The 20,840-nt window shown below is 49.2% G+C and carries 19 protein-coding genes; 7 read left to right on the forward strand and 12 right to left on the reverse strand.

What is annotated here, in order from left to right; genetic code table 11:
- The first annotated feature begins 22 nt into the window (after positions 1–22).
- From ftsH to QNJ26_06745, 3 genes are all read left to right on the forward strand, one after another.
- On the forward strand, positions 23–1,882 hold the full coding sequence (ftsH, locus tag QNJ26_06735; protein ID MDJ0985221.1) for an ATP-dependent zinc metalloprotease FtsH: 1,860 nt from the start codon (positions 23–25) through the stop codon (positions 1,880–1,882).
- Positions 1,839–2,771 (forward strand): dihydropteroate synthase, encoded by a 933-nt coding sequence (gene folP / locus QNJ26_06740; GenBank protein ID MDJ0985222.1) that lies wholly within the window; start codon positions 1,839–1,841, stop codon positions 2,769–2,771. Before ftsH ends, folP begins: the two co-directional genes overlap by 44 nt.
- Positions 2,772–3,004: 233 nt before the next feature.
- The gene (locus tag QNJ26_06745) at positions 3,005–3,775 is read left to right on the forward strand and encodes a type III pantothenate kinase (protein ID MDJ0985223.1); all 771 of its coding nucleotides are present in this window, start codon (positions 3,005–3,007) and stop codon (positions 3,773–3,775) included.
- Between the two features lie 166 nt (positions 3,776–3,941).
- Here QNJ26_06745 and QNJ26_06750 read toward each other — a convergent pair whose 3' ends face one another.
- The 11 genes from QNJ26_06750 to QNJ26_06800 all read right to left on the reverse strand — a co-directional run bounded on the left by QNJ26_06750 (position 3,942) and on the right by QNJ26_06800 (position 16,788).
- Positions 3,942–4,844: an MBL fold metallo-hydrolase gene (locus QNJ26_06750; protein ID MDJ0985224.1), complete on the reverse strand. Its 903-nt coding sequence runs from the start codon at positions 4,842–4,844 to the stop codon at positions 3,942–3,944.
- Between the two features lie 273 nt (positions 4,845–5,117).
- Positions 5,118–5,753, reverse strand: coding sequence for a zinc-ribbon domain-containing protein (locus QNJ26_06755; protein ID MDJ0985225.1), 636 nt, complete (start codon positions 5,751–5,753; stop codon positions 5,118–5,120).
- Positions 5,754–5,967: 214 nt separating this feature from the next.
- On the reverse strand, positions 5,968–7,137 hold the full coding sequence (locus tag QNJ26_06760) for a PilT/PilU family type 4a pilus ATPase (GenBank protein ID MDJ0985226.1): 1,170 nt from the start codon (positions 7,135–7,137) through the stop codon (positions 5,968–5,970).
- A gap of 161 nt (positions 7,138–7,298) precedes the next feature.
- Entirely contained in the window at positions 7,299–8,381 is a 1,083-nt protein-coding gene (locus tag QNJ26_06765; GenBank protein ID MDJ0985227.1) for a type IV pilus twitching motility protein PilT, read from the reverse strand.
- Positions 8,382–8,640: 259 nt separating this feature from the next.
- The gene (locus QNJ26_06770; GenBank protein ID MDJ0985228.1) at positions 8,641–9,144 is read right to left on the reverse strand and encodes a DivIVA domain-containing protein; all 504 of its coding nucleotides are present in this window, start codon (positions 9,142–9,144) and stop codon (positions 8,641–8,643) included.
- A 22-nt stretch (positions 9,145–9,166) separates the two neighbouring features.
- Positions 9,167–9,466, reverse strand: coding sequence for a YggT family protein (locus QNJ26_06775; GenBank protein MDJ0985229.1), 300 nt, complete (start codon positions 9,464–9,466; stop codon positions 9,167–9,169).
- A 554-nt stretch (positions 9,467–10,020) separates the two neighbouring features.
- Positions 10,021–10,218 (reverse strand): sulfur carrier protein ThiS, encoded by a 198-nt coding sequence (thiS, locus tag QNJ26_06780; GenBank protein MDJ0985230.1) that lies wholly within the window; start codon positions 10,216–10,218, stop codon positions 10,021–10,023.
- Entirely contained in the window at positions 10,215–12,356 is a 2,142-nt protein-coding gene (locus QNJ26_06785) for an aldehyde ferredoxin oxidoreductase C-terminal domain-containing protein (protein MDJ0985231.1), read from the reverse strand. The genes thiS and QNJ26_06785 overlap by 4 nt, the downstream gene beginning before the upstream one ends.
- Before the next feature lie 323 nt (positions 12,357–12,679).
- Complete coding sequence (locus QNJ26_06790; protein ID MDJ0985232.1) at positions 12,680–13,831, reverse strand: FAD-dependent oxidoreductase; 1,152 nt, start codon at positions 13,829–13,831, stop codon at positions 12,680–12,682.
- Positions 13,818–15,911 carry an FAD-dependent oxidoreductase gene (locus QNJ26_06795; GenBank protein MDJ0985233.1) on the reverse strand — a complete coding sequence of 698 codons (2,094 nt, stop codon included), beginning with the start codon at positions 15,909–15,911 and terminating at the stop codon, positions 13,818–13,820. The genes QNJ26_06790 and QNJ26_06795 overlap by 14 nt, the downstream gene beginning before the upstream one ends.
- A gap of 142 nt (positions 15,912–16,053) precedes the next feature.
- A complete protein-coding gene (locus QNJ26_06800; protein MDJ0985234.1) occupies positions 16,054–16,788 on the reverse strand; it encodes a GntR family transcriptional regulator in 735 nt (244 codons plus the stop codon).
- A 331-nt stretch (positions 16,789–17,119) separates the two neighbouring features.
- Between QNJ26_06800 and proC the strand changes: the two genes are divergently transcribed.
- The 3 genes from proC to QNJ26_06815 all read left to right on the forward strand — a co-directional run bounded on the left by proC (position 17,120) and on the right by QNJ26_06815 (position 19,425).
- A complete protein-coding gene (gene proC, locus QNJ26_06805) occupies positions 17,120–17,989 on the forward strand; it encodes a pyrroline-5-carboxylate reductase (protein MDJ0985235.1) in 870 nt (289 codons plus the stop codon).
- A gap of 266 nt (positions 17,990–18,255) precedes the next feature.
- The gene (locus QNJ26_06810) at positions 18,256–18,687 is read left to right on the forward strand and encodes a thioredoxin family protein (GenBank protein MDJ0985236.1); all 432 of its coding nucleotides are present in this window, start codon (positions 18,256–18,258) and stop codon (positions 18,685–18,687) included.
- 117 nt (positions 18,688–18,804) lie between these two features.
- Positions 18,805–19,425, forward strand: a complete 621-nt coding sequence (locus tag QNJ26_06815) for a CoA pyrophosphatase (protein MDJ0985237.1) — start codon at positions 18,805–18,807, stop codon at positions 19,423–19,425.
- A 57-nt stretch (positions 19,426–19,482) separates the two neighbouring features.
- On the opposite strand, the gene QNJ26_06820 is transcribed toward QNJ26_06815, so the two are convergent.
- Positions 19,483–19,740 carry a hypothetical protein gene (locus QNJ26_06820; GenBank protein ID MDJ0985238.1) on the reverse strand — a complete coding sequence of 86 codons (258 nt, stop codon included), beginning with the start codon at positions 19,738–19,740 and terminating at the stop codon, positions 19,483–19,485.
- A gap of 134 nt (positions 19,741–19,874) precedes the next feature.
- Between QNJ26_06820 and QNJ26_06825 the strand changes: the two genes are divergently transcribed.
- On the forward strand, positions 19,875–20,786 hold the full coding sequence (locus QNJ26_06825) for a ChaN family lipoprotein (GenBank protein MDJ0985239.1): 912 nt from the start codon (positions 19,875–19,877) through the stop codon (positions 20,784–20,786).
- Positions 20,787–20,840: the final 54 nt, after the last annotated feature.

Genomic DNA, 20,840 nt, shown 5'->3' on the forward strand with positions numbered 1-20,840 from the left:
GATTTTGAGGAGGTAATCGTCTTTGAACCCATTTTATAAAAATTTGGCGCTATGGCTGGTCATCACTTTGATGATGGTAATGCTGTATAACCTGTTCAGCAAGCAACATCTGGCTGAAAACAATATCAGTTATACCGAATTCTTGGCAATGGTAAATGAGGAGCGCATTGCACAAGTGGTTATCCAGGGCCAAGAGCTGTTTGTGACCAGTGTCGACGGCGAACGAATCAAAGTGTTTGCGCCAGAAGATGGCGAGTTAATTAATATCCTGCGTCAGAAAGGCGTTACTATCAGCGCTAAGCCCCCATCTGAAAATCCTTGGTACATGTCGGTATTGGTTTCCTGGTTTCCGATGATTGTGTTAATTGGTGTTTGGATTTTTTTCATGCGCCAGATGCAGGCCGGCGGCGGAAAGGCGCTGTCCTTTGGAAAAAGTCGTGCGCGTTTGATGTCCGATCAGTCCGAAAGAGTAACTTTTGAGGATGTCGCCGGGATCGATGAAGCCAAGGAAGAATTGATTGAGATCGTCGAATTTCTCAGAGACCCTAAAAAATTCACACGACTGGGTGGGCGCATTCCCAAAGGTGTCCTTCTGGTCGGTCCTCCGGGCTGCGGCAAAACCCTTCTGGCGAGAGCCATTGCGGGTGAAGCCGGGGTGCCGTTTTTTAGTATCAGCGGCTCTGATTTTGTCGAAATGTTTGTCGGGGTTGGTGCCTCCCGTGTCAGGGATTTGTTCACACAGGGCAAAAAGAATGCGCCCTGCATCATTTTTATTGATGAAATTGATGCGGTCGGTCGTCACCGCGGTGCCGGACTGGGCGGCGGCCACGACGAAAGAGAACAAACCCTGAATCAGCTGCTGGTCGAAATGGATGGATTTGAATCCAATGAAGGCGTGATTCTAATTTCGGCCACCAACCGGCCCGATGTCCTGGACCCGGCATTGCTGCGCCCCGGTCGCTTTGACCGGCAGGTGGTTGTATCAATGCCCGATATTCGGGGCCGTGAAAAAATATTGCGCGTGCACATGCAAAAAACACCCATAGACAAGGATGTGAATGTGGTCATTCTGGCCAAGGGTACCCCCGGATTCTCAGGTGCCGATCTTGAAAACCTGGTCAATGAGGCCGCGTTGCTGGCAGCCAAGCGCAACAAGGAAAAAATTGGCATGGTCGATTTTGAAGATGCCAAAGACAAAGTCTACATGGGCCTTGAGCGCAAATCCAAAGTGATTAAAGAAGAAGACCGCAAGGTGACCGCTTACCATGAGGGCGGCCATGCGCTGGTGGCTCGTTTTCTGCCTGAGACCGATCCCGTCAACAAAATCACCATCATACCGCGCGGCCGTGCTGCCGGCGTTACCTGGTTTTTACCCGATGAACGGGATTTTAAGTATAAGGATCAGCTCCAAATGGAGCTGGCAGTTGCCTTCGGCGGAAGAGTGGCGGAGGAAATTGTTTTCAATCGCATCAGCACTGGTGCTGCCAATGATATCAAAAAGGCAACTGATCTTGCCCAGCAGATGATCAGAAGCTGGGGCATGAGCGACAACCTCGGTCCGCTATCGTATGCCAAAGGTGAAGAACAGGTATTTCTGGGTCGTGAGATTGCCCAGCACAGAGATTACTCCGAAGCGACAGCTCAAAAAATTGATGATGAAATCAATAATTTGATCAAAAACTCCTATGAACGAGCCAAAACGGTTTTAAACGAAAACCTGGATATCCTTCACAAGCTGGCAGAAGTGCTGCTTGAAAAGGAAACCGTTATGGGAAAAGAGTTGGATGAGCTAATTCAGGAGTTGCGGCCTGGCATCGAGCTTCCTTCAAGACCCCTGGATGATCAAGAAACCACCACCGAATCCGCCGCCGATCCACCCTGATATGCCGGCGTTTCCCAAAACATATCAGCTAACATGGGCCGGTTTCGAAATGGAATTTGGCCGTCAAACACAAATTATGGGTGTGGTGAATGTGACGCCAGACTCATTTTCCGATGGTGGTAAATTCCTATCCCATGAAGCCGCCGTCACTCAGGGGCTGAAACTGGCAGCTGACGGCGCCGACATATTGGATATCGGAGGGGAATCAACCCGGCCCTTTGCTGATCCGGTTCCAGTCGATGAGGAAATCGAAAGGGTGATCCCGGTCATTGAACAATTGGCCTCTAAAATTTCCATCCCGATATCCATTGATACCATGAAGGCCGAAGTCGCCCGGCAGGCAATCAACGCCGGGGCATCGATTATCAACGACATCTCCGCACTGCGCTTCGATCCGGATTTGGGGGCGGTGGCCGCCGAGTTTGGTGCCCCATTGGTGGTCATGCACATGTTGGGCAGCCCCAAAACCATGCAGTTATCTCCCTCCTATACAGATTTGATCGGTGAAATATCAGATTTTTTAAAGGATGCGATCGTGAGGGCTGAACAGCAGGGTATTTCAAAATCAAACATCATCATCGATCCGGGAATTGGTTTCGGCAAAACCGTTTCGCATAATCTTTTGCTCATCCGGCAGTTGTCATCCTTTACCGCCCTGGACGCGCCGATTATGGTGGGGCCTTCTCGCAAAACCTTTATTCGCAAATTGCTAAAAGACGAGCACAGCGATGATCTTTCTCCGGATTTGCCGATCGTTGAAACCGGTACCCAGGCTACAGTGGCAGCGGCGATCTTATGCGGTGCACATATCGTGCGGGTTCACGATGTCGCCAACACCCGAGCCACCATTCAGATTATAGATGCGATGCGGGCCGCGCAGGAAGATTAGGCCTTACGTGCTATATACCACCTAAGTGACCTATTATTTACCATGCTGCGCCCCAGCGAATAAAAATATTAAGGTTTCAGGTGTCGGGTGTCGGGTGTCAGTCAATGGCCCGAAAGGCTGCCTTACTGCGGTGACGGCTACTTTATTGAGTCAAACCAGAAAGTTCTCGGTTTTCGATATGTACTTGAGCATCTGACACCTGACACCTGAACACACAAAAAGAGGTTAACGAAATGCTCCTGGTAATAGATGTCGGCAATACCCACACGGTTCTGGGTGTTTATCAAGACGACCAACTGCGGAACGATTGGCGCATCCATACTGAACGCAACACCACCGAGGATGAGTTCAATGTGTTGATTAACAGCCTGTTCACGTCTGACAACATCAAAGTGAGTGATATCGAACAAACCATTATCTCGTGTGTGGTCCCACCGATGGTCACCATTTTGGATGCCTTCTGTCGCAAGTATATCGGCCATCCACCTACATGGGTGGATGCCAAAAATTGCGCCGGTATGCCCATTTTATTGAAAAATCCGGGGGAGGTTGGCGCCGACCGTATTGTTAATGCCGTGGCCGCCTATCATCGATACCGCCAAAGTCTGATCGTGGTCGATTTTGGTACCGCCACAACCTTTGACGCCATTTCTGAAAAGGGTGAATATCTTGGCGGGGCCATCTGTCCAGGGATTGGTATTGCCTCAGAAGCCCTGTTTTTAAAAGCTTCCAAGCTACCACGGGTGGAACTTTTTACGCCGCCTGAAGCTGTCATTGGCAAAGACACGATCGGCAGTATTCAATCCGGCATTATATTCGGCTATGCGGGTCTGGTGGATGGAATCGTAAAACGCATGCAACAGGAAATGGGCACGGAACCCAAGGTTATTGCCACCGGCGGTCTGGCCGAGCTGTTATTCAATGTTTCCGAAACCATTGAAGTGGTCGAACCGGCACTGACCCTGGCAGGCTTGAAGGTCATAGCAAATCAAGCATCACGTTAAGGTTTCAGGTGTCAGTGTTCAGGTGTCAGGGAACATAAGACTGAAACCGGAAACCAACTAAAACATTTGATCTGTGGGGCTCCGGAGTTGCAGGGGCTCAAAACTGGCCACCGAAGGCCTGACACCTGAACCGCCAACGGCGGAACTTTAGAGCCTGATATCTGAATTACTTCTCTGAGCTTAAGAATCCCAAATACCCATTGATGCTGTTTTGAAGAAAATATTTTTCCCGCGCCTGCACGTCTGACGGCAGTTGGTCGAAGGATGCCATCAGTGCGTCTTCCTTTAACAGTTTTGTCAAGCATTCGGCTGTTCGATCTGGTTCTTTGTATCTAGTTCCTGCCTTCCTGAGCAGCTGTTCCCAGAATTGAAGTTGACGGTAATGGATCTGCAGCATCTTGACGGCATCCGGATGAACGCCATAGTGACCGTAGCAGATCATCTGCGGGTCGCAGTCAATGAGGGCATCGATACTTTGAAGGGCATCTTGCAGAAAGAATTTCGGCGGGGTGGCCGGGCGTAAGTAAAATTTGTTATTTGGCAGGGATATGAAAACGCCCCCGGTTTCACCGGCAAAAAGGTATTTTCCAGTTTGATAGCTCACATGATGGGCTGCATGTCCGGGTGTAATGATCGCTATGATGGATTTGCTCTGATAATCACTGGCAGCCTGAAGCCTTTCTGCGGGGACCGGCTTTATCGGCCCGTAAGCGTCGGCCATCGAGCCAAGTACTTTTTTCGACCCCTGCCACAGTCGGGTGGGATCAATCAGGTGCGGGATGGCCACGGGATGGCATATGATCGGCGCCATAGGAAAAGACGCTGCAACCTCGCTTATAGCGCCGGCATGATCCAGGTGAATATGCGTCAGCAGAATAGTATCCAGCTGATTGACGTCTAATTCCCGTAAGGCACCTAAGAGTTGCGGTGTACTGGCTGAAGGGCCCACGTCAATTAAGCATGTGGTAGTTCCACGGTATAACCAGGCACAGATAAAATCGTTAAAACCTGTAATGGCAGGTGTCAGCGGAATCAAAAAAAGATCATCCGCTATCTTTTCAATATTCATCTTCAATTGTACCACTTAGATTGTCTAAAGTTGATTAGGCAGGATGCTAATTTGCTTGTAGGGAAAGATAAATCAATTATTTTTTAGCGTCAAGAAAAGGAACTTGGGAAACTGAAATATGAAAGTTATCTTAAAAATAGTAGATTAATGGCCAAGGGCAAGGCAAAAACCGATTCAAAAGTGGAGTCCGCCTCCGGCGGACTAGTATTCGAGCATTTTGAATCGGTTTTTAACACAGCCCTTGGCCATTAGATGCATTTTTAAGATAACTTTTTAGGCGCGACCGACCTCTTTCAGCGTCCCTCTAAAAATTCGATAAAAATACTCATTGTCCGTAATTCCGCGGCTTAGTATTTTTCCGATATCTTCAATATTTTTGATATTGATGATTAAATTGACGCTCTTGTTAAGGGCCATCATGTTGTCCATCGTTCGAAACCTGTTGCTGATCAATGCCACAAACATATTGCGGCGCACGGTCATACTCAACCTTTCAAGATACAGCAATATACCGTTGGACTCCGGATTGTCGGTATCAAATTGTTCATTGATGACAAATAGATCGTAATTGTGATAGCGCATGCGTTTTAACGCATCCCTAGCGCTTTCGGCCTCAGTGATCTGGTAATCCAAAACTTCCAGTGCATTGGTGATCGTTCGCCGAACCGGTGGATTCGGTTCGCATACCAGGGCGGTCAATCCTTCTTCTTCGATAAAGTCAAACGGTTTCTCCGTTGCATCATAACTGCTAATTGAACCGCCGCCACCGCCGCCCGCGGCACCCTTGCGGGGTCTCAACGTAATATAGCCTTTACATTTAGGGCAGGCAACGGTTGTACGCTTGTTAGCGGGTATTTTGTCATTTGCGATTTTGAATTTACTTTGACAACTGGTACAGATAACATCCATTGTGTGTATTCCTTATCTTACCTTTTTACTAATTTACCAAAAATTCGAGACTTTTTTAGATTGGGGCGCTTAGCTTCAATCTTACATTTAGGTTATCCCGTTGTGCCAGTTAAGCCCGTTTAGCCCGTTATTGAATAAGAAAGCTTGATGTGTTTTTAACCGGTAAACGGGCAAACCCACCAGAGGCGGACAAGCGGGAAACGGGCTAACGTTATTAATGCACGGATTTGGCATAATTCCGATCAATTTCCAGGCTTCCAATATCTGTTGTGGCCTCACCGCGGGCACTCTTAATAGAATCGATACCGCGGCCCACAACGCCTTTTTGAGAGCAATAAGCCAACGCGGTATCCTGAGTAATCAGGCCCTGCTCAAACAAACCGATAATATGTTGGTCAAAGGTGATCATGCCAAAAGCATTGCCCTTTTCCATGATTTCGTAAAATGTTTTGCCTTCCGATTGCCCGTGTAAAACCAAGTCTTTGACCCTCAGATTCGTACCCAGAATTTCAAAGGTTGCTACCCGGCCGCCGCCGACCTGGGGCACCAGTCGTTGGGAGACGATCCAGCGCATGGTATCGGCCAGACGGATGCGAATCTGCTCAGCATCTTCGGTGGTAAACATACCCAGAATACGATTGACCGTTGAGCCGGCATCCACGGTATGCAGCGTTGTTAACACCAGGTGACCGGTTTCAGCAGCGCGCAAGCCGATTTCAATTGTCTCGCGATCGCGCATTTCGCCAACCAGAATCACCTTGGGGGCTTGCCGCAGTGCAGCCCGCAATCCATTGGCATAGTTGTCAAAATCCATGCCCAGTTCACGCTGGTTGAAGGTGGATTTTTTATGGGGGTGTTGATATTCAACCGGATCTTCCAAAGTGATAATATGCACGGATTTATTTTCGTTAATTTCATCCAGTATGGCCGCCAAAGTGGTGGTTTTACCGGAACCGGTAGCACCGGTGACAAAGACAATGCCATTGATTTCCTTGGCGATCTGGAACATCGTTTTGGGCAGCTCGCGATCTTCGATGGTCGGAATTTTAGACTCCAGTTTACGCAAAACGATCGATATATTGGCTCCCTGGGAAAAAATGTTGACCCTGAAGCGCGCCTTGCCGGGCAGAGAGTAAGACATGTCGCAAGAGCCGGCACTTAACAGCGCTTTGGTCAGGCGGCGGTCCTGGTTGACCAGGTTCAGGGCAATGACTTCGGTTTGAAACGGGGACAGCGCCTTAAAGGACGGTTTTACATCAACGGGTATGAGCTCACCGGCGCTTTCCACCTGCATCGGTTTGCCGACCGTAAAGTTAAGATCGGAGACATCCCGGTGATAATCCAGCATTCTAACTAGAAGATGGTCGATTTCTTGTTTTTTCATGGTACGGCCTTTGTTGTTTTAGATCATATGTTAGCGATCAAAATGCGTTTCAAAAATCACCACGAAACACACGAAGATATGCTCAGACTAAAAAATAAAAAAACTATTTTTTGTGCCCTTTGTGTTTTTGTGGTTTTAATCAGTTTTTCGTTCTGGCTATATTAGACCTCGGTAAAGTCGGTTGGCGGCGCTTTTAGCAAAGGTCTGAATCTGGCCTTTTCATTGGCTTTGGCATAGGCCTCATCGGAACTGATTTTGCCGTTTTGAAACAGCTCCATTATATAGTCATCCAGCAAAACCATACCGAATTTTTTACCGGTTTGAATCATAGATGGTATCTGATGGGTCTTGCCTTCGCGAATAAGATTGCGAACCGCGGGATTGGCAATTAAGATTTCAAGGGCCACAATGCGACCTTTCCGATCAACGCGTTTAAAGAGGGTCTGAGCGACAACGGCCCGCAGTCCGTCCGACAACGTTGATCGAATCAGGGGTTGTTCGTGTGAAGGAAAGACCTCGATGACGCGGTCAACCGTTTTATAGGCGCTGGATGTATGCAATGTGGAGAATACCAGGTGACCGGTCGACGCCGCTTCGACGGCCAGCGAGATGGTTTCAAGGTCTCGCATTTCACCGACCAGAATAATATCGGGGTCTTCACGCAGGGCACCGCGCAGAGCGCTGGAAAATGTTTCGGTATGTAATCCTACTTCGCGGTGGTTGACGATGCACCCCTGGCTTTGATGAACAAATTCAATCGGGTCCTCCACCGTAATGATATGATCTTTACGTGCGCGATTGGCCACATCGATAATGGATGCCAGGGTCGTCGATTTGCCGCTGCCGGTGGGCCCGGTGACCAGGACCAATCCCCTGGGCAATGTGGCCAATTTTGACACAACCGGCGGCAGCCCCAGCTGCTCGGCGGTCATGATAGTGCTGGGGATTTCACGAAAGACGGCGCCGACACCATTTCTTTGCATGAAGAAGTTGGCGCGGTAACGGGCCAGGCCCGGAATTTCGTAAGCAAAATCGATATCGCCGGTTTCCTCAAATGTTTTAACCTTATGCTCGGGAGCGATTTCATAGAGCATGGCCCTGAGGTCGTCATTATTAAGGACTTTATATTTAATCCTTTCAATATCACCTCTGATTCTAAGCGCCGGCGGTTGACCGGAAGCCAGATGAAGGTCAGAGGCTCCTTGTTCATTCATCAGTTTAAAAAATGCATCAATTTTTGCCATGCACCACTCCTGGTATCAGATCATTCGTGTTTGCGTATCGCTTCAATCGATTTTCTGTAAATGAGCGTTTCTGCCATAGCCATAACGATTTAGATCAATCAGAGAATTTTTATGCTGAATTCGGATAAAACCGCCTGAAACGAAAGCAGATCATTAGACGGGGCTAAGATATGAGTACATGCCGAATATTACGCGGTCTGCACCCTTGCATTCGCTTCAGGCGGTTTTAAGGAATGTGGCGGTTTTTGGAATCGGAATTTTAATTTGACTTTTTGAGGAACTTGATTTTGTCGTCTTCTTCGTCCGATTCTTTGATACCCTCTTTTCCGATTTCGAGTAATCTCGAGTGGGCTTCGATAATCGAACTGATCTGGACTTCAATTTGCATGCGCTGCCGCTTCAACTCTGAGATATCCTCGTGCAGTTGCGCTAAGCGATTGTGCGCTTTATTGAGGATCTTTTCAGCCTTGACTTCAGCTTCAGCGATGATCAGTTCGGCGGATTTGCGGGCATTGTCCTTCATTTGGTCCAATACTGTTTGAGAATTCAACAATGCTCTTTTGAAGGTCTCTTCCCGTTTTCGATATCCCTGGATTTCTAGCTCCAACCGTCGGACCTCGTCACTCAGCGTTTGATTTGATTTCTGCAAAGTTTCGAAGGTCTCTGCTATCTGCTCCAGGAAGGCATCCACCTCTCGAATGTCGAATCCGCGAAATCGGGTGTTAAACTGCTGCTGTTGGATATCAAGGGGCGTAATTTTCATGGGCGTTCACCAGCCTTTCATCTTATCCTAAGGACTCAGCTATACCTTCCAAACTGTTGACCACAAATATTCGCAGGAAGATAATGATCAGAATCACAACAATTGGAGAAAAATCGATCCCACCGTACATCATCGGCAATCGTTTACGAATTTGATATAGCACCGGCTCCGTTACATTATGAATAAATCGTACGATCGGATTATAGGGATCCGGGCTTACCCATGACAATACGGCGCGGGCGATAATGATGAACATGAAGAAAACCAGCACATAGTCCACCACTGTTGCCACCGCCACTAACAGGTTTCGCAATACGAGCATGATTATCCTGACCTTTTCTGTTTTGGCAATGCGTTATCCGGCGAAGTCGATTCAGGTGCTTAAAATTAAAACCATAATCCATGATAAGTCAAGATTTTTCACGCAAAATCAAAGGGTAAGACACTATATTGCCCCTGTCTGTCCGGGGGGCGCTTACTATCCCCTTGAGAAAAGATGCCGCAGCTTTATGCGATTTTGCGACGTTTGTCCGCCTGAAACTTTCCCTAATTGACAAAGAACAAGGCTTTTGGGCCATTTGATTGCACATGTAATATCGGGCTGTAACCGTCAAAACTTGAGACCGGAATCATAATTGACATGCGGCGAATTTTCAGTGTATCGATGGGATTTAGTTGATGATTATTAAGAATATCACATCCTTAACCGGATTGCAAATCCGGCGGTCAACATCGGCTTCATGGAAATAATCAGAATCGGTCGGAATGGGTGGCAATGTCAGATGGGAAACATAAGAAGGTTGGCGCAGGTTGCACGGCGCATGGGGTGCATCTTGCTATCGATCGCCGCCCCATGCGCCATGCTTTCGGTTGTACCTAACCGCCGGCAACCATTGGGATCAGAAAAACCTCGGCATCATCGGGGACCAATGTATGCTCGAAATTGGGCCGGGTGACATACTGGTGATTGATGCGCACCACAGCATAAGGATGGAGATCGTTGAGCTCATCGAGCAGGTCTGAAACGGTCATGCCTTCTCGCCATTCGATCTGCTTGCCGGCTACCTGAATCATGAATCGACACCGTTGGCGCGGAGCAATTCGACAACCTCATCGAAATCAATGCCCAGACGTTTGACGGTTTCTTGGGTCGGGATGCCGTCCGGTGTCCATCCGCGGCGCTTATAAACGGCATCTTTGAGAGTTTCATATTGATTTTCGCGCTGCCGGCGCAACTCAGCCAGCTTTTCAGCCGTCGGTTTGCCCTCAATATCGAATTTGTACTTATCAACCAATTGTTTATCGTAGCGTTCGACACGGGATTCATATTCTGTTTCGGTAACGGGCCCCACTGCCCGGTAAGGAAGATCATCGTGCTGGCGGCGGCCAAAACCCATACGCAGGTTAAAGACCCGTTGAAAATTATAAACGCCCTCGCTCATTTTTATAAGGTCATCGGGGGCGGCCTCATTGCCGGTAATGGCACTGAAGTAGTCGGCATACCACTGGACGTGTTTCATGACTTTGGCCGGCTCCTCGGTATCTTTGTTGTCTTCGGGGATGATATCGTTCCACGGCAGTTTGCACAGGCCGCAAAGCCCAAACCAGGTGCGAAACATCGGAAACCAGTGCAGGGCTTCGGCTTTTTGTTCGAAGGTGGGCATAAAGTTGTGCACCATGTCCAAAAATATCAGCCAGGCCTCATCATGCTGGGGGCCTTTGAGCGCCAGCCCATAGCCTCCTTGCTGGGCCAGTGATTCCTTGGTCATGTATTCCGAAAATTCCAAGCCTTTGGCCTCCATTCCGATGTCCTGCATAATCTTGGCATCTGCTCCGAAATCCTTTGCGAAAATGGCCTTCATTCTGCGAATGCCCTGGCCAACAACTTGACCGAATCCTTCTCCGGCCGCCATTTGATGCACGATCTCCAGAGCAGCGTCACGGTTGCCGAAATGAAGATCCAGACCACCGGTATGGGTGGCGTCGATCAATCCCATTTCAAAGCATTCCATCACAAAGGCAATTGCAGTGCCCACTGATATCGTATCCAGACCGTAGGCATCACAATAAAAATTCATTTCCGCCACCGTGTGCGGATCAAAAATGCCCAGATTGGAGCCGCAGCCGGCAATGGTTTCATATTCGGGCCCGTCGACAAAAACCTTTTGGCCCTTGTAAGGGCCGGTTAAAGGAACAAAATCTTTGATACCGTGCGAACAGGCCACGGTGCATCCCATCCAGCAGCCGTCAAAACCCGGGTCAAACAGGCGCCGGTAAACTTCCTGGCCCAGGTTTGGGGCTTGGTCATGCTGGCCGTAGCGAAAATTGTGGGTCGGCAGCAGATCGTGGTCATTCATAATGGTGACCAGATGGGTGGTGCCGATTTTGGCCATTTCATTTTGTTTGGGATCCAGTTCCACGATTTCACGGGAGTGCAGCTTGGCCACATTTTTGAGACGGGTTTTGTCCGCCGGGTTATTCGTGTCGGCGGTGACCGTCTTCCAGCAGGCAACAACGGCTTTTAAGCCCTTGTCGGCAAACACGGTTCCGACACCGCCGCGGCCGGCCTGTTTGTAGCGGGCGCGCTTGCGCTTGGGATCGTACCAGGTAAAATTGAGACAGCCGATCAAGGTATTTTTGGCCCCGGGGCCTGCGGATACCACCGAAATGTTGCGCGGTTTTCCCTGGGCAAAATGCTCGGTTAAAATGGCAGACAGTTCATAGGCGTTGTCCGGCAGACCGCTGGTCTCGAAAAGTTGGATTTTCTGGTTGATCCCATCGATAAAGACGACCACCTCTGCCGCCGTCTTGCCCTGGATTTCCAGGGCGTCGAAACCAGAAAATTTAAGGTAAGGGCCAAAATAACCGCCGACGTTGGAATCGATTACCGATGCCGTCAGCGGAGAAAGGGTGGCGACAATGCTTTTACCGGAGCCCGGATAAATGGGAGTGCCCCCCAGCGGGCCGGACGAAATACAGAGAGCATTTTCAGGGTCATTCCAGTGGGTGGACGGCTGTACCGCGTTCCACAACAGCCACAGGTCATAGCCCTTGCCCCCGATAAAGGTTTTTTTGGTTTCCGGGGCCACCGGTTTAATGTCAATCTGCGGGTCCGAAAGATTGATATATAAAGTTTGATCGGTGTAACCATTTTCGATTTCAGGTCTTTTGTAATCTAACGCTTTTGTTTCCTTGAAAGCATAATCCGTCATGGGTGTGCTCCTTTTATTAATTATTCAATCCACTGCTCAGGTATCTTGTACGGAGCAGGGTCTTAAATTACCGTTCTAATAATTATTGATCTCTGGCCTCTGACCTCTTTAAGAGTATCAAACGCTTATTTATACAACTAAGCTGATCCGCGATCAAGTTTACTTTTTAGTTAAATCGTTAAGACGGAATATGTCCATTGACTGTTTGAAGTTTCTACCATTTTCCGTGAAGCAGAATTGCAAACGATTTAACCATTCGACTGATACACGATTTAACCAGCGAGGCGAAACTGCAATTCCGCTGCAGGCGGATTGCAGCTTCCCTATTTGAGCGCTTCCTGGCCCTTAAACGGTCGGTGGGGCGCAAACGCTTTTAAAATAATGTGATCATCATCGGTGGTTTCATCCGCAACCAGGCGCGCAACCACTTCCGCGGCCCCCGGCCCCAGCATCAATCCCTGGCCGCACATTCCCGTAATGTGGATCAACCCGTTGATGCGCTGGTTCCAGCCTACTAGCGGTGAGCCGTCCGGTGTCATCGGATAAAGACCGCGCCAGGTGCGGCGCACCCTTAAATTTTTCAGCCGCGGCAACAGGTGCACCAGGCGGGCGCCGACCTGGGGCAGGAACTCGGCAGTTTCGCCTTTATGGGTGCCGATGATCGGCGGATCGGGGGTGATACAAAAAATCACCTGGCCGTGCAGATTCTGGTAAAAATAGAAATTCTTGGATCCGGGTGCGGGGCGAATATCCACCACCATGCACTTAAAAAACGGTCTGACCGGCTCGGTAATGGCGCCTTCATGAGAATCGGGTATTACCTTCAGGTCAATGCCGGCGGTTCGGCTCAGTTCCGGTGAAAAAGGCCCGGCGGTGTCGATAACAATCGGTGCATCATACTCGGATTTTTCAGTCTGCACGCCAACAACACGATTGTTTTTAACCTGTATTTGGCGAACGCGTTCTTTAAAGTGAAAGGCAACCCCCAGATCAACAGCGCGATGATAAAACGCATTAACGGTCAACAACGGAGAAATAGAGCCGTCATCGGGTGAAAAGGTGCCCCCTCGAAGGCCCTCGGGATTGATGCCGGGAATAATTTTCTGAATCTCATCCGGTCCCAAAAAATCAATATTGAGACCGTATTTTTTCTGGACGGGCAGAAGCTTCTTTAGCATGGTCTCATCTTTTTTGCGATAAACCGGGAAGCTATAGCCGCCTTTGAGCCATTCAATATGGTCACCATACCGGTCCTGCCAGGTGGAAAAAATTTCAAGGGACCGCCGGCAGGTAAGAATTTTGGCAGGGTCCGAATGTGTCGCGCGGATGCCACCGATAGCATGCTTGTTTTCGCCCTGCCCGGGTGACGGATGCATATCGATTACCCGCACCTTGATGTCGCGCTCAGCCAACGCCAGGGCCGTGGGCACGCCCACCGACCCGGCTCCGACAATGATCACATCACTTGTCTTCAAGGTGACCTCCTTCATGGGCTCCCGCCAGTATTCCGATGGGAACTTCGACAAACAGGGGGCGATCAACGCGATCGGTTACCGTGCCCAGATCGATGCCTTCTTCTTGAAAGATCCGCCATATCATTGGCCGGCAGGTTTTTGAGCCGCAGGCGCCCATACCGACACGGGTCAGGGCTTTTAGCTGATTGATATCTCTGACACCTTTGCGAATGGCCGTCTTGATTTCACCGGCGGTGATGCGTTCGCAACGGCAGATGATAGCATCATCCGGTGGCAATTCTTTTTCATATATCAGCGATGGCTCGATTTGCTCGTCTTGCACCCAGATGCCCATTGCTGCTTTGGCCACTTTTTTATCGACTTTAATCTTTACCAATAGCGTTCCGGGGAATTTGCGCCGCATGGATACTTTCTCTACCGGATAATAGCCCAAAATGGCCCCGTCCACATCCGTGACCGGGACTTTCTGGCCCACCTCAACCCGTTCGCGCCAGATTTCATAGGGCAGGGTGACCAGAGGGTGCTCGGGGTCGTCCCGATAATCGACCAAAATCATCGACAGGCCCGGGCAAACCGCCACGCAGCTGCCGCAACCGGTGCAGGCGTCTAAATCAATGATATACGGCAATCCGGTGATATCATCCCGCTCGGTTCGAATGGCACCGACCGGGCAAACTGAGGTGCAGGGGTTGCAGGGCACCTCCTGGTAACAGTGGAAAATTGGAAATACCCCTTCTTCCTGTTGCGGTTGTTTGCGCGTCACAGCCGGCCCGGGTTTGGATTTTAATATGGTGGCTTTTTCATCCCATTCTTGCGGAATCTTACCCACCGGCACACCTAAAGATTGGGCGATCTTCAAGCCTTCAATCTTGCCGGTGAACATGGCTGCGGATGCTTCGGCAATTTCCTGGGCGTCACCGGCACAAAAGACATCCATACCCCATTGCTGGGCCTTTAAATAAAATTCGTTAACCTCCGCCAACCCGACGGCGATCAGAACCGTATCCACCGCATAGGTTTTGTGGGTATCTGGAACCACCTTCCAGTTCCGATCCAGGCGGGCGACTGTTACTGATTCGACCTTATCCTGGCCTTCTACGGCCACGACGGTGTGACCGGTCAAAATCGGCACCCCCAGCCGTTTGAGTTTGTCGGCATGAACCTTATACCCGCCGACCTGCGGCAAGGCCTCAATCAGGGCCACGACTTCGATGCCGGCCTGGATGGCATGGTAGCCGGCAATGAGACCCACATTACCGCCGCCGACGATGAGCACCTTTTCCGAAGACTTGATCAGGTCCCGGTTGACCAGTGTTTGAAATGCGCCGGCACCATAAACTCCCGGCAGGGTGTTGCCCGGAAAGGATAACATTTTTTCCCTGGCGCCGGTGGCCACCAGCAGCTTTTTCGGCTTAATTTGCTGATAGCGTCCATCTTTTACGGCGCCGATGATTTTATCTGAGAACACACCGACCGCTGTGGTGTCTAACCAGATGTCAACCGATTCGAGCGTGCTGATTTCTTCATCTAAAATGGCCGCGATCTCAAAGCCGCGGGTGCCGGCGTAGGAGTCTTCAACCGATCCGAAAAATTTATGGGTCTGCAACACAAGTTTGCCCCCCGGGCGGTCTTTATCATCGAGGATCAGCGTGTCAACGCCGAGTTTGCCCAGTTCAACCGCCGCCGCCAGTCCTGCCGGTCCGGCGCCGATGATCAAAACATCAACTTCCTTGATAGCCGCCGAATGAAGCTGCGGCTCGATATCATCTTCAGGCAGTTTGGGCAGCCCCTCTACACTTTCGACAACCATACCCTGGGTCAGCGGCGTCATACATGATTTGACCGGCAGTCCGTCGGCAATCACCATGCATTGTGAGCACTGCCCGTTGGCGCAAAACATCCCCTGGGGACTGTTGTCCTTGGGATGATGACCAAAAATGTGGATGCCGTTGGCAAAAAGGGTGGATGATATCATTTCACCTTCATAACCGGTCAGCTTTTTGCCATTCCAGCTGAAAGTGATTTCATTCTTTTCAGGGATCTCTATTACTGGGTGCTCAGCTATTCGCTTTAGGGTCATCTTAATGGCTTTCAAAAATTTATAAGATCTGTTCTTATATCGGGTTTCTTACATAAGGTTTCAGGTGTCAGATGTCAGGGTCGATCGGAAGGGTTGACACCTGATCCGCCTTCGGCGGAAACACTGATACCTTTATTTGCCATTAAACCGTAATGGCTCCTTTTTGCCCTTCTCTGCTTTTCATATATTTATTGAACCGGCGAACATGGTTGCGGGCCAGACGACGCGCCCGGTCGGACTGACCCTTCTCAACCGCGTGCACGAGATCACACAGGTCCCGGTAGTTTTCTTGTAATTCGCGTTTATCCATAGAAAGAAATTCATCATAATAGCGATGGATGTTGTCATGGACAGAATGCAGCACCGACATGTATATCGGATTTGCCGCCACCTGTGCCAGGGTCATGTGGATGCGTTTGTCTATTTCGAGAAAGGTTTCTCGCTGCGAAGGGCCCGCCTCGATGCATTTGCCGGCTTGATTTAAAAGCTCAGTCAGTATGCTGATGTCTGCGGCCGACCGATTGGCAGCAGCGCGGGCGGCCACAAATCCCTCCACATCTTCACGAAATTCAGCCAGATGGTTTAATGAAACCTTTTGCGACCGGATTAACAACGCCAGGCCTTCGCTCACCTGATCGGCATTCAGGTCTTTGACCACCGAACCGCCGCCGACACCGAGCTTGATTTCGATTAAGCCCTTTTGTTCCAGGACTCTCAATGCTTCGCGTAGTGTGCCGCGACTGATATTAAACATGTCTTTAAGCTGCCGCTCAGACGGTAGGGTGTCACCGGTCTTTAGCCGCCCGTCGAGAATGGCATCCTGAATCTGGGCAACAACATCCTGAAAAACCTTGGTTTGTTTGGCGGTCTGGAACATCGGCACATTTCCTTTCGCTAATAATAAAAATCATTATAATGGTTAGACCATTATAATCTTTCGTTTAACCAATGTCAATAGCGAAGAAAATAAGATATGAGAAAAACTGCTTGCCACTTTAAACTATCCCTTAAAGTGGCGCCTATCTCAAAAATGCATTTTTGAAATCGGTTCCGATTATTTGCTTGACTAACACCTATACAGGCTATAAATTGCAGAAATTTTAAGAGAAATTTACCCATATCATATGACTTGCCGGTCAACCCGGGGCAAAAGTCGGACCTTTTCTGTGGGTGATATGATTAAATCCGCATGTTCGGAGTTATAAACCATGCTTAGAAACAAACAAATTTGTATCATTGGTACGGGCAACATGGGCGAAGCCCTCATCAGCGGTCTGATCAGCTCGGCATCATCCAAGCCCGAGAATATTATTTGCACCGATGTTCGCGAGGCCAAACTTAGCGACATACGGGAGCAATACGGGATTCAAACAACCAACAACAATCTGGAAGCCGTAGCCGATTCGGATATCGTTGTTTATGCCGTCAAACCCCAGATCATGGCGGCTGTTCTCAACGAAACCGCTCAACATCTGGATATGTCCAAACTTATCATTTCAATTGCCGCCGGCGTCCCCATGGAGGCCATCGAGTCGTGTCTGAATAAGAAGCTGCGTCTGATTCGTGTCATGCCCAACATTGCGGCGGCAGTTAAAGAAGCAGCCACGGCTGTTGCGGCCGGAAAGAACGCAACCGAAGAGGATATCAAGCTGGCCATGACCATTTTTAATTCCATCGGCAAGACGGTTTTCATTCCCGAAAATTACCTGATGGATGCCATTACCGGGCTGAGCGGCAGTGGTCCGGCATATATCTTTTTGATCGTCGAAGCCATGGCAGATGCGGGTGTCAAAGTTGGTTTGTCACGTCAGGAGGCCCTCTTTCTGTCCGCTCAGACCGTTTTAGGGGCGGCCAAAATGCTGATGGAAACCCAGGAACATCCGGGACAGCTCAGAGATCGGGTGACCTCTCCGGGGGGCACCGCCATTGCCGGTCTGGCCACCCTGGAAAGTGGCGGCTTGAGAACCACCCTGATCAATGCCGTGGAGGTGGCCACCAATCGCTCAAAGGAACTGGGTCAGATGATGATCAAAAATTTCGCCAACAATCGCTCAGCCGGCCTCTCAACCGATAAGTGATGAGCATGAGATCTTACCCCTGGTTTGCCACGCACAAGAATCGATGTTAGAATTAGATATCACCTATCGTAAAAGACATTAAAGGTGCCCAGGTTGAGCCCGTTGGTCCGGTTTCCCGTATAACTAAAATCACTCATTTTTCCGATCTAAACCGGCTCAACGGGCTAAACCGGCCAACTTGCTGGCGTGATCTGCTCTTTTGGAGATCGCTTATACGTCAGTTCACTACCGAATCGAATATTTTTGAATATATTGATAGGAATTGAATGAAATTTAAAACCACCGGTTTCGTGATTCTGTGCTTTTTCTTTTCCGTTTTTATTTTCATTGACGGTTCTGCCGCCGCGACCGGGATTGAGTGGCATTCCTATGATGACGGAATGGCACGCAGCAAATTTGAAAAAAAGAAGGTCTTCATTCATTTTACCGCTGACTGGTGTTATTATTGCGGGGTAATGGAGAAGGAGACATTTCAAGACCCGGCGGTCATCTCAGCCTTAAATGAAAATTTTATTTCGATAAGAGTCGATTATGACAAGGAAACAAACACATCTAGCCTATACGGCGTCAAAGGACTGCCGGATACCATCTTCATCGCTGAAAATGGTAGCATTATCGGCCGGCGCCCCGGCTATATACCGCCGAAAATAATGACCTATATTTTAGAAACTATTCTACAAGAGCGCGCTCAGGATTAATCATCTTCTGTTGATTTTGCCCGTCCAGACACCACGATCATCACATCATGGTGACTGTTGCGGATCGTACTGAGAATTCCGGCGAACGCCGCCTTAGGTGATAAGCTGATTTGAGTTATGGAAGTTGCAAACATCGATTATAAGTATCTTAAAAAAGTGATCCAACATTCCAGCCCTTTGGGAAGCCCTGCGGTTAATTCACACAGGCCTGCCTGCGTGTTTTTGCTGTTGTTCAACCGGCCGGATCCATACATTCTGGCCATCCAGAAGGCTGATACGGAAGGCTATCCCTGGCGCAACCAGGTGGCCTTGCCGGGCGGCCATATGGAAAACACAGATTCCACTCCGATAGCGACTGCTTTTCGGGAATTGGAAGAAGAGCTGACCATCAGCAAAGATCGGGTCAAATTTATCGGCTCCCTCGGGCACTTCCAGACCCTCACCCGACCCAGGGATATTGAGGCATTTGTTGGATTATGGGACGGCAAGGGGCCGTTGCATTATGATCCTACCGAAATCTCCCGAATCCTGGAAATCCCGCTGAAAACGCTTATCAAGACGCATCAAACCAAAAAATTTCATGCGCACATGCCTACTATGGACGAGCTTGAATATCCTTTTAAAGATGTCATCATATGGGGCGCAACAGCTCGTATACTTTACCATTTCATAGAGCTGATCTATCCGCTAGTTGAAGACAGGGCGGCCCATCGCATCTATCACAAATCTGAAGGTTGAATTCATCAAAAAGATGGATAAATTTTCTAAATACAAGTCACTGCGCTAATCGAGGCCTTAGCGATTGGATCTTTGGACATAGCGCTTAATTAAACGGATGGCTGTCGCGGCGATGATTGCGACGCTCATGGCAAGCAACACAGCCGGAACCCAAATGAATCCATGATAGGTGGGGTTCTCCCGGGCAACGGCAATGCCGCTAATTGCAAATAGCAACACCAGGAGCATAAGTACGACCACGATGACATGAGCTGTGGTAGAATTGTACCAGGGGATAACGGCTTTTCTAAATACGGGATTCTTGTCAGCAGACATTGAACTGTATCATAAGTTGCTGTCCGGAGCATCAACGCAGCAAGGTATAGATGCTGATGCCCGGTGATTGTCATTGTTAGATTCGTTTATGCACCCATTCTATCGGTCTCAACGCGAAAAATCAAGGTGTGGTCATGTACAAAAAAACAAACGTAAAAACAAATGCACTGGCAGTCTTGGGCCGCTGTCTTTCCGGTCTTGCGCTCTTTGGTTTGTTGGGCAGCTGTGCCGGAACATCTGATAAGGCGGTAAAGCCAGAGACGGTCAAAGCACTTCGGCCGGACACGATTATATCTGCGGAATTAGGAAAAGAAGTGACTTTTGATGAAATGATGGCGGATCTGAATGGTCACCAGATCATCTTTGTTGGCGAAAGGCACACCAGCGTCTCACATCATTCTATCCAGCTGAAAATCATCCAGGCCGCTTTTAAACGTAATCACGATCTTGTCGTTGGTATGGAGATGTTTGATCGTTCCTATCAGCCGGTCCTGGATTTATGGTCAGCCGGTGTGCTAGATGAAGAAGCATTTTTGCGCAAAACTCATTGGTATGCAAACTGGCGCTATGATTTTTCCTTGTATCGGGATATCCTGCTGTTCATCAAACAAAATAAAATCAAATTAGTGGCCCTTAACATTCCTTTTCATATCCCCGGCCGCATTCGCGAAGGTGGCATCGAGAACTTGTCTATCAGCGATAAAATGTATTTGCCCAAAGAGATCGATACCGCCAACAGCGCACACCGAAATTACGCCAAGACAATCTTTGATCAACATAATTTTCCCAGCCGCATCCAATTTGATGACTTTTATATGGCCCAGTGCGTATGGGATGAAATCATGGCCGAATCAATTTCCAGGGATCTTGGCAGTAGAAAAGTTATTGCGCTGCTTGGCAACGGCCATATTCAATACAAATACGGCGTGCCCAACCGCACCTTTCGACGCACCGGTGCTCCGTTTCGAACGGTTTACCTGGCTCCGGCGGGAGATGATGCTGAACTGACTATTGGGGATTTTATCTGGATAACCGAAGCGAAATAAGTGATGATGCGCGTCGTTGGCTGCTGGCGTTTGGTCCCCGCCGCTGATGGTCCG

This window comes from Desulfobacterales bacterium (genome assembly GCA_030066985.1).
Lineage (GTDB): Bacteria > Desulfobacterota > Desulfobacteria > Desulfobacterales > JAHEIW01 > JAHEIW01.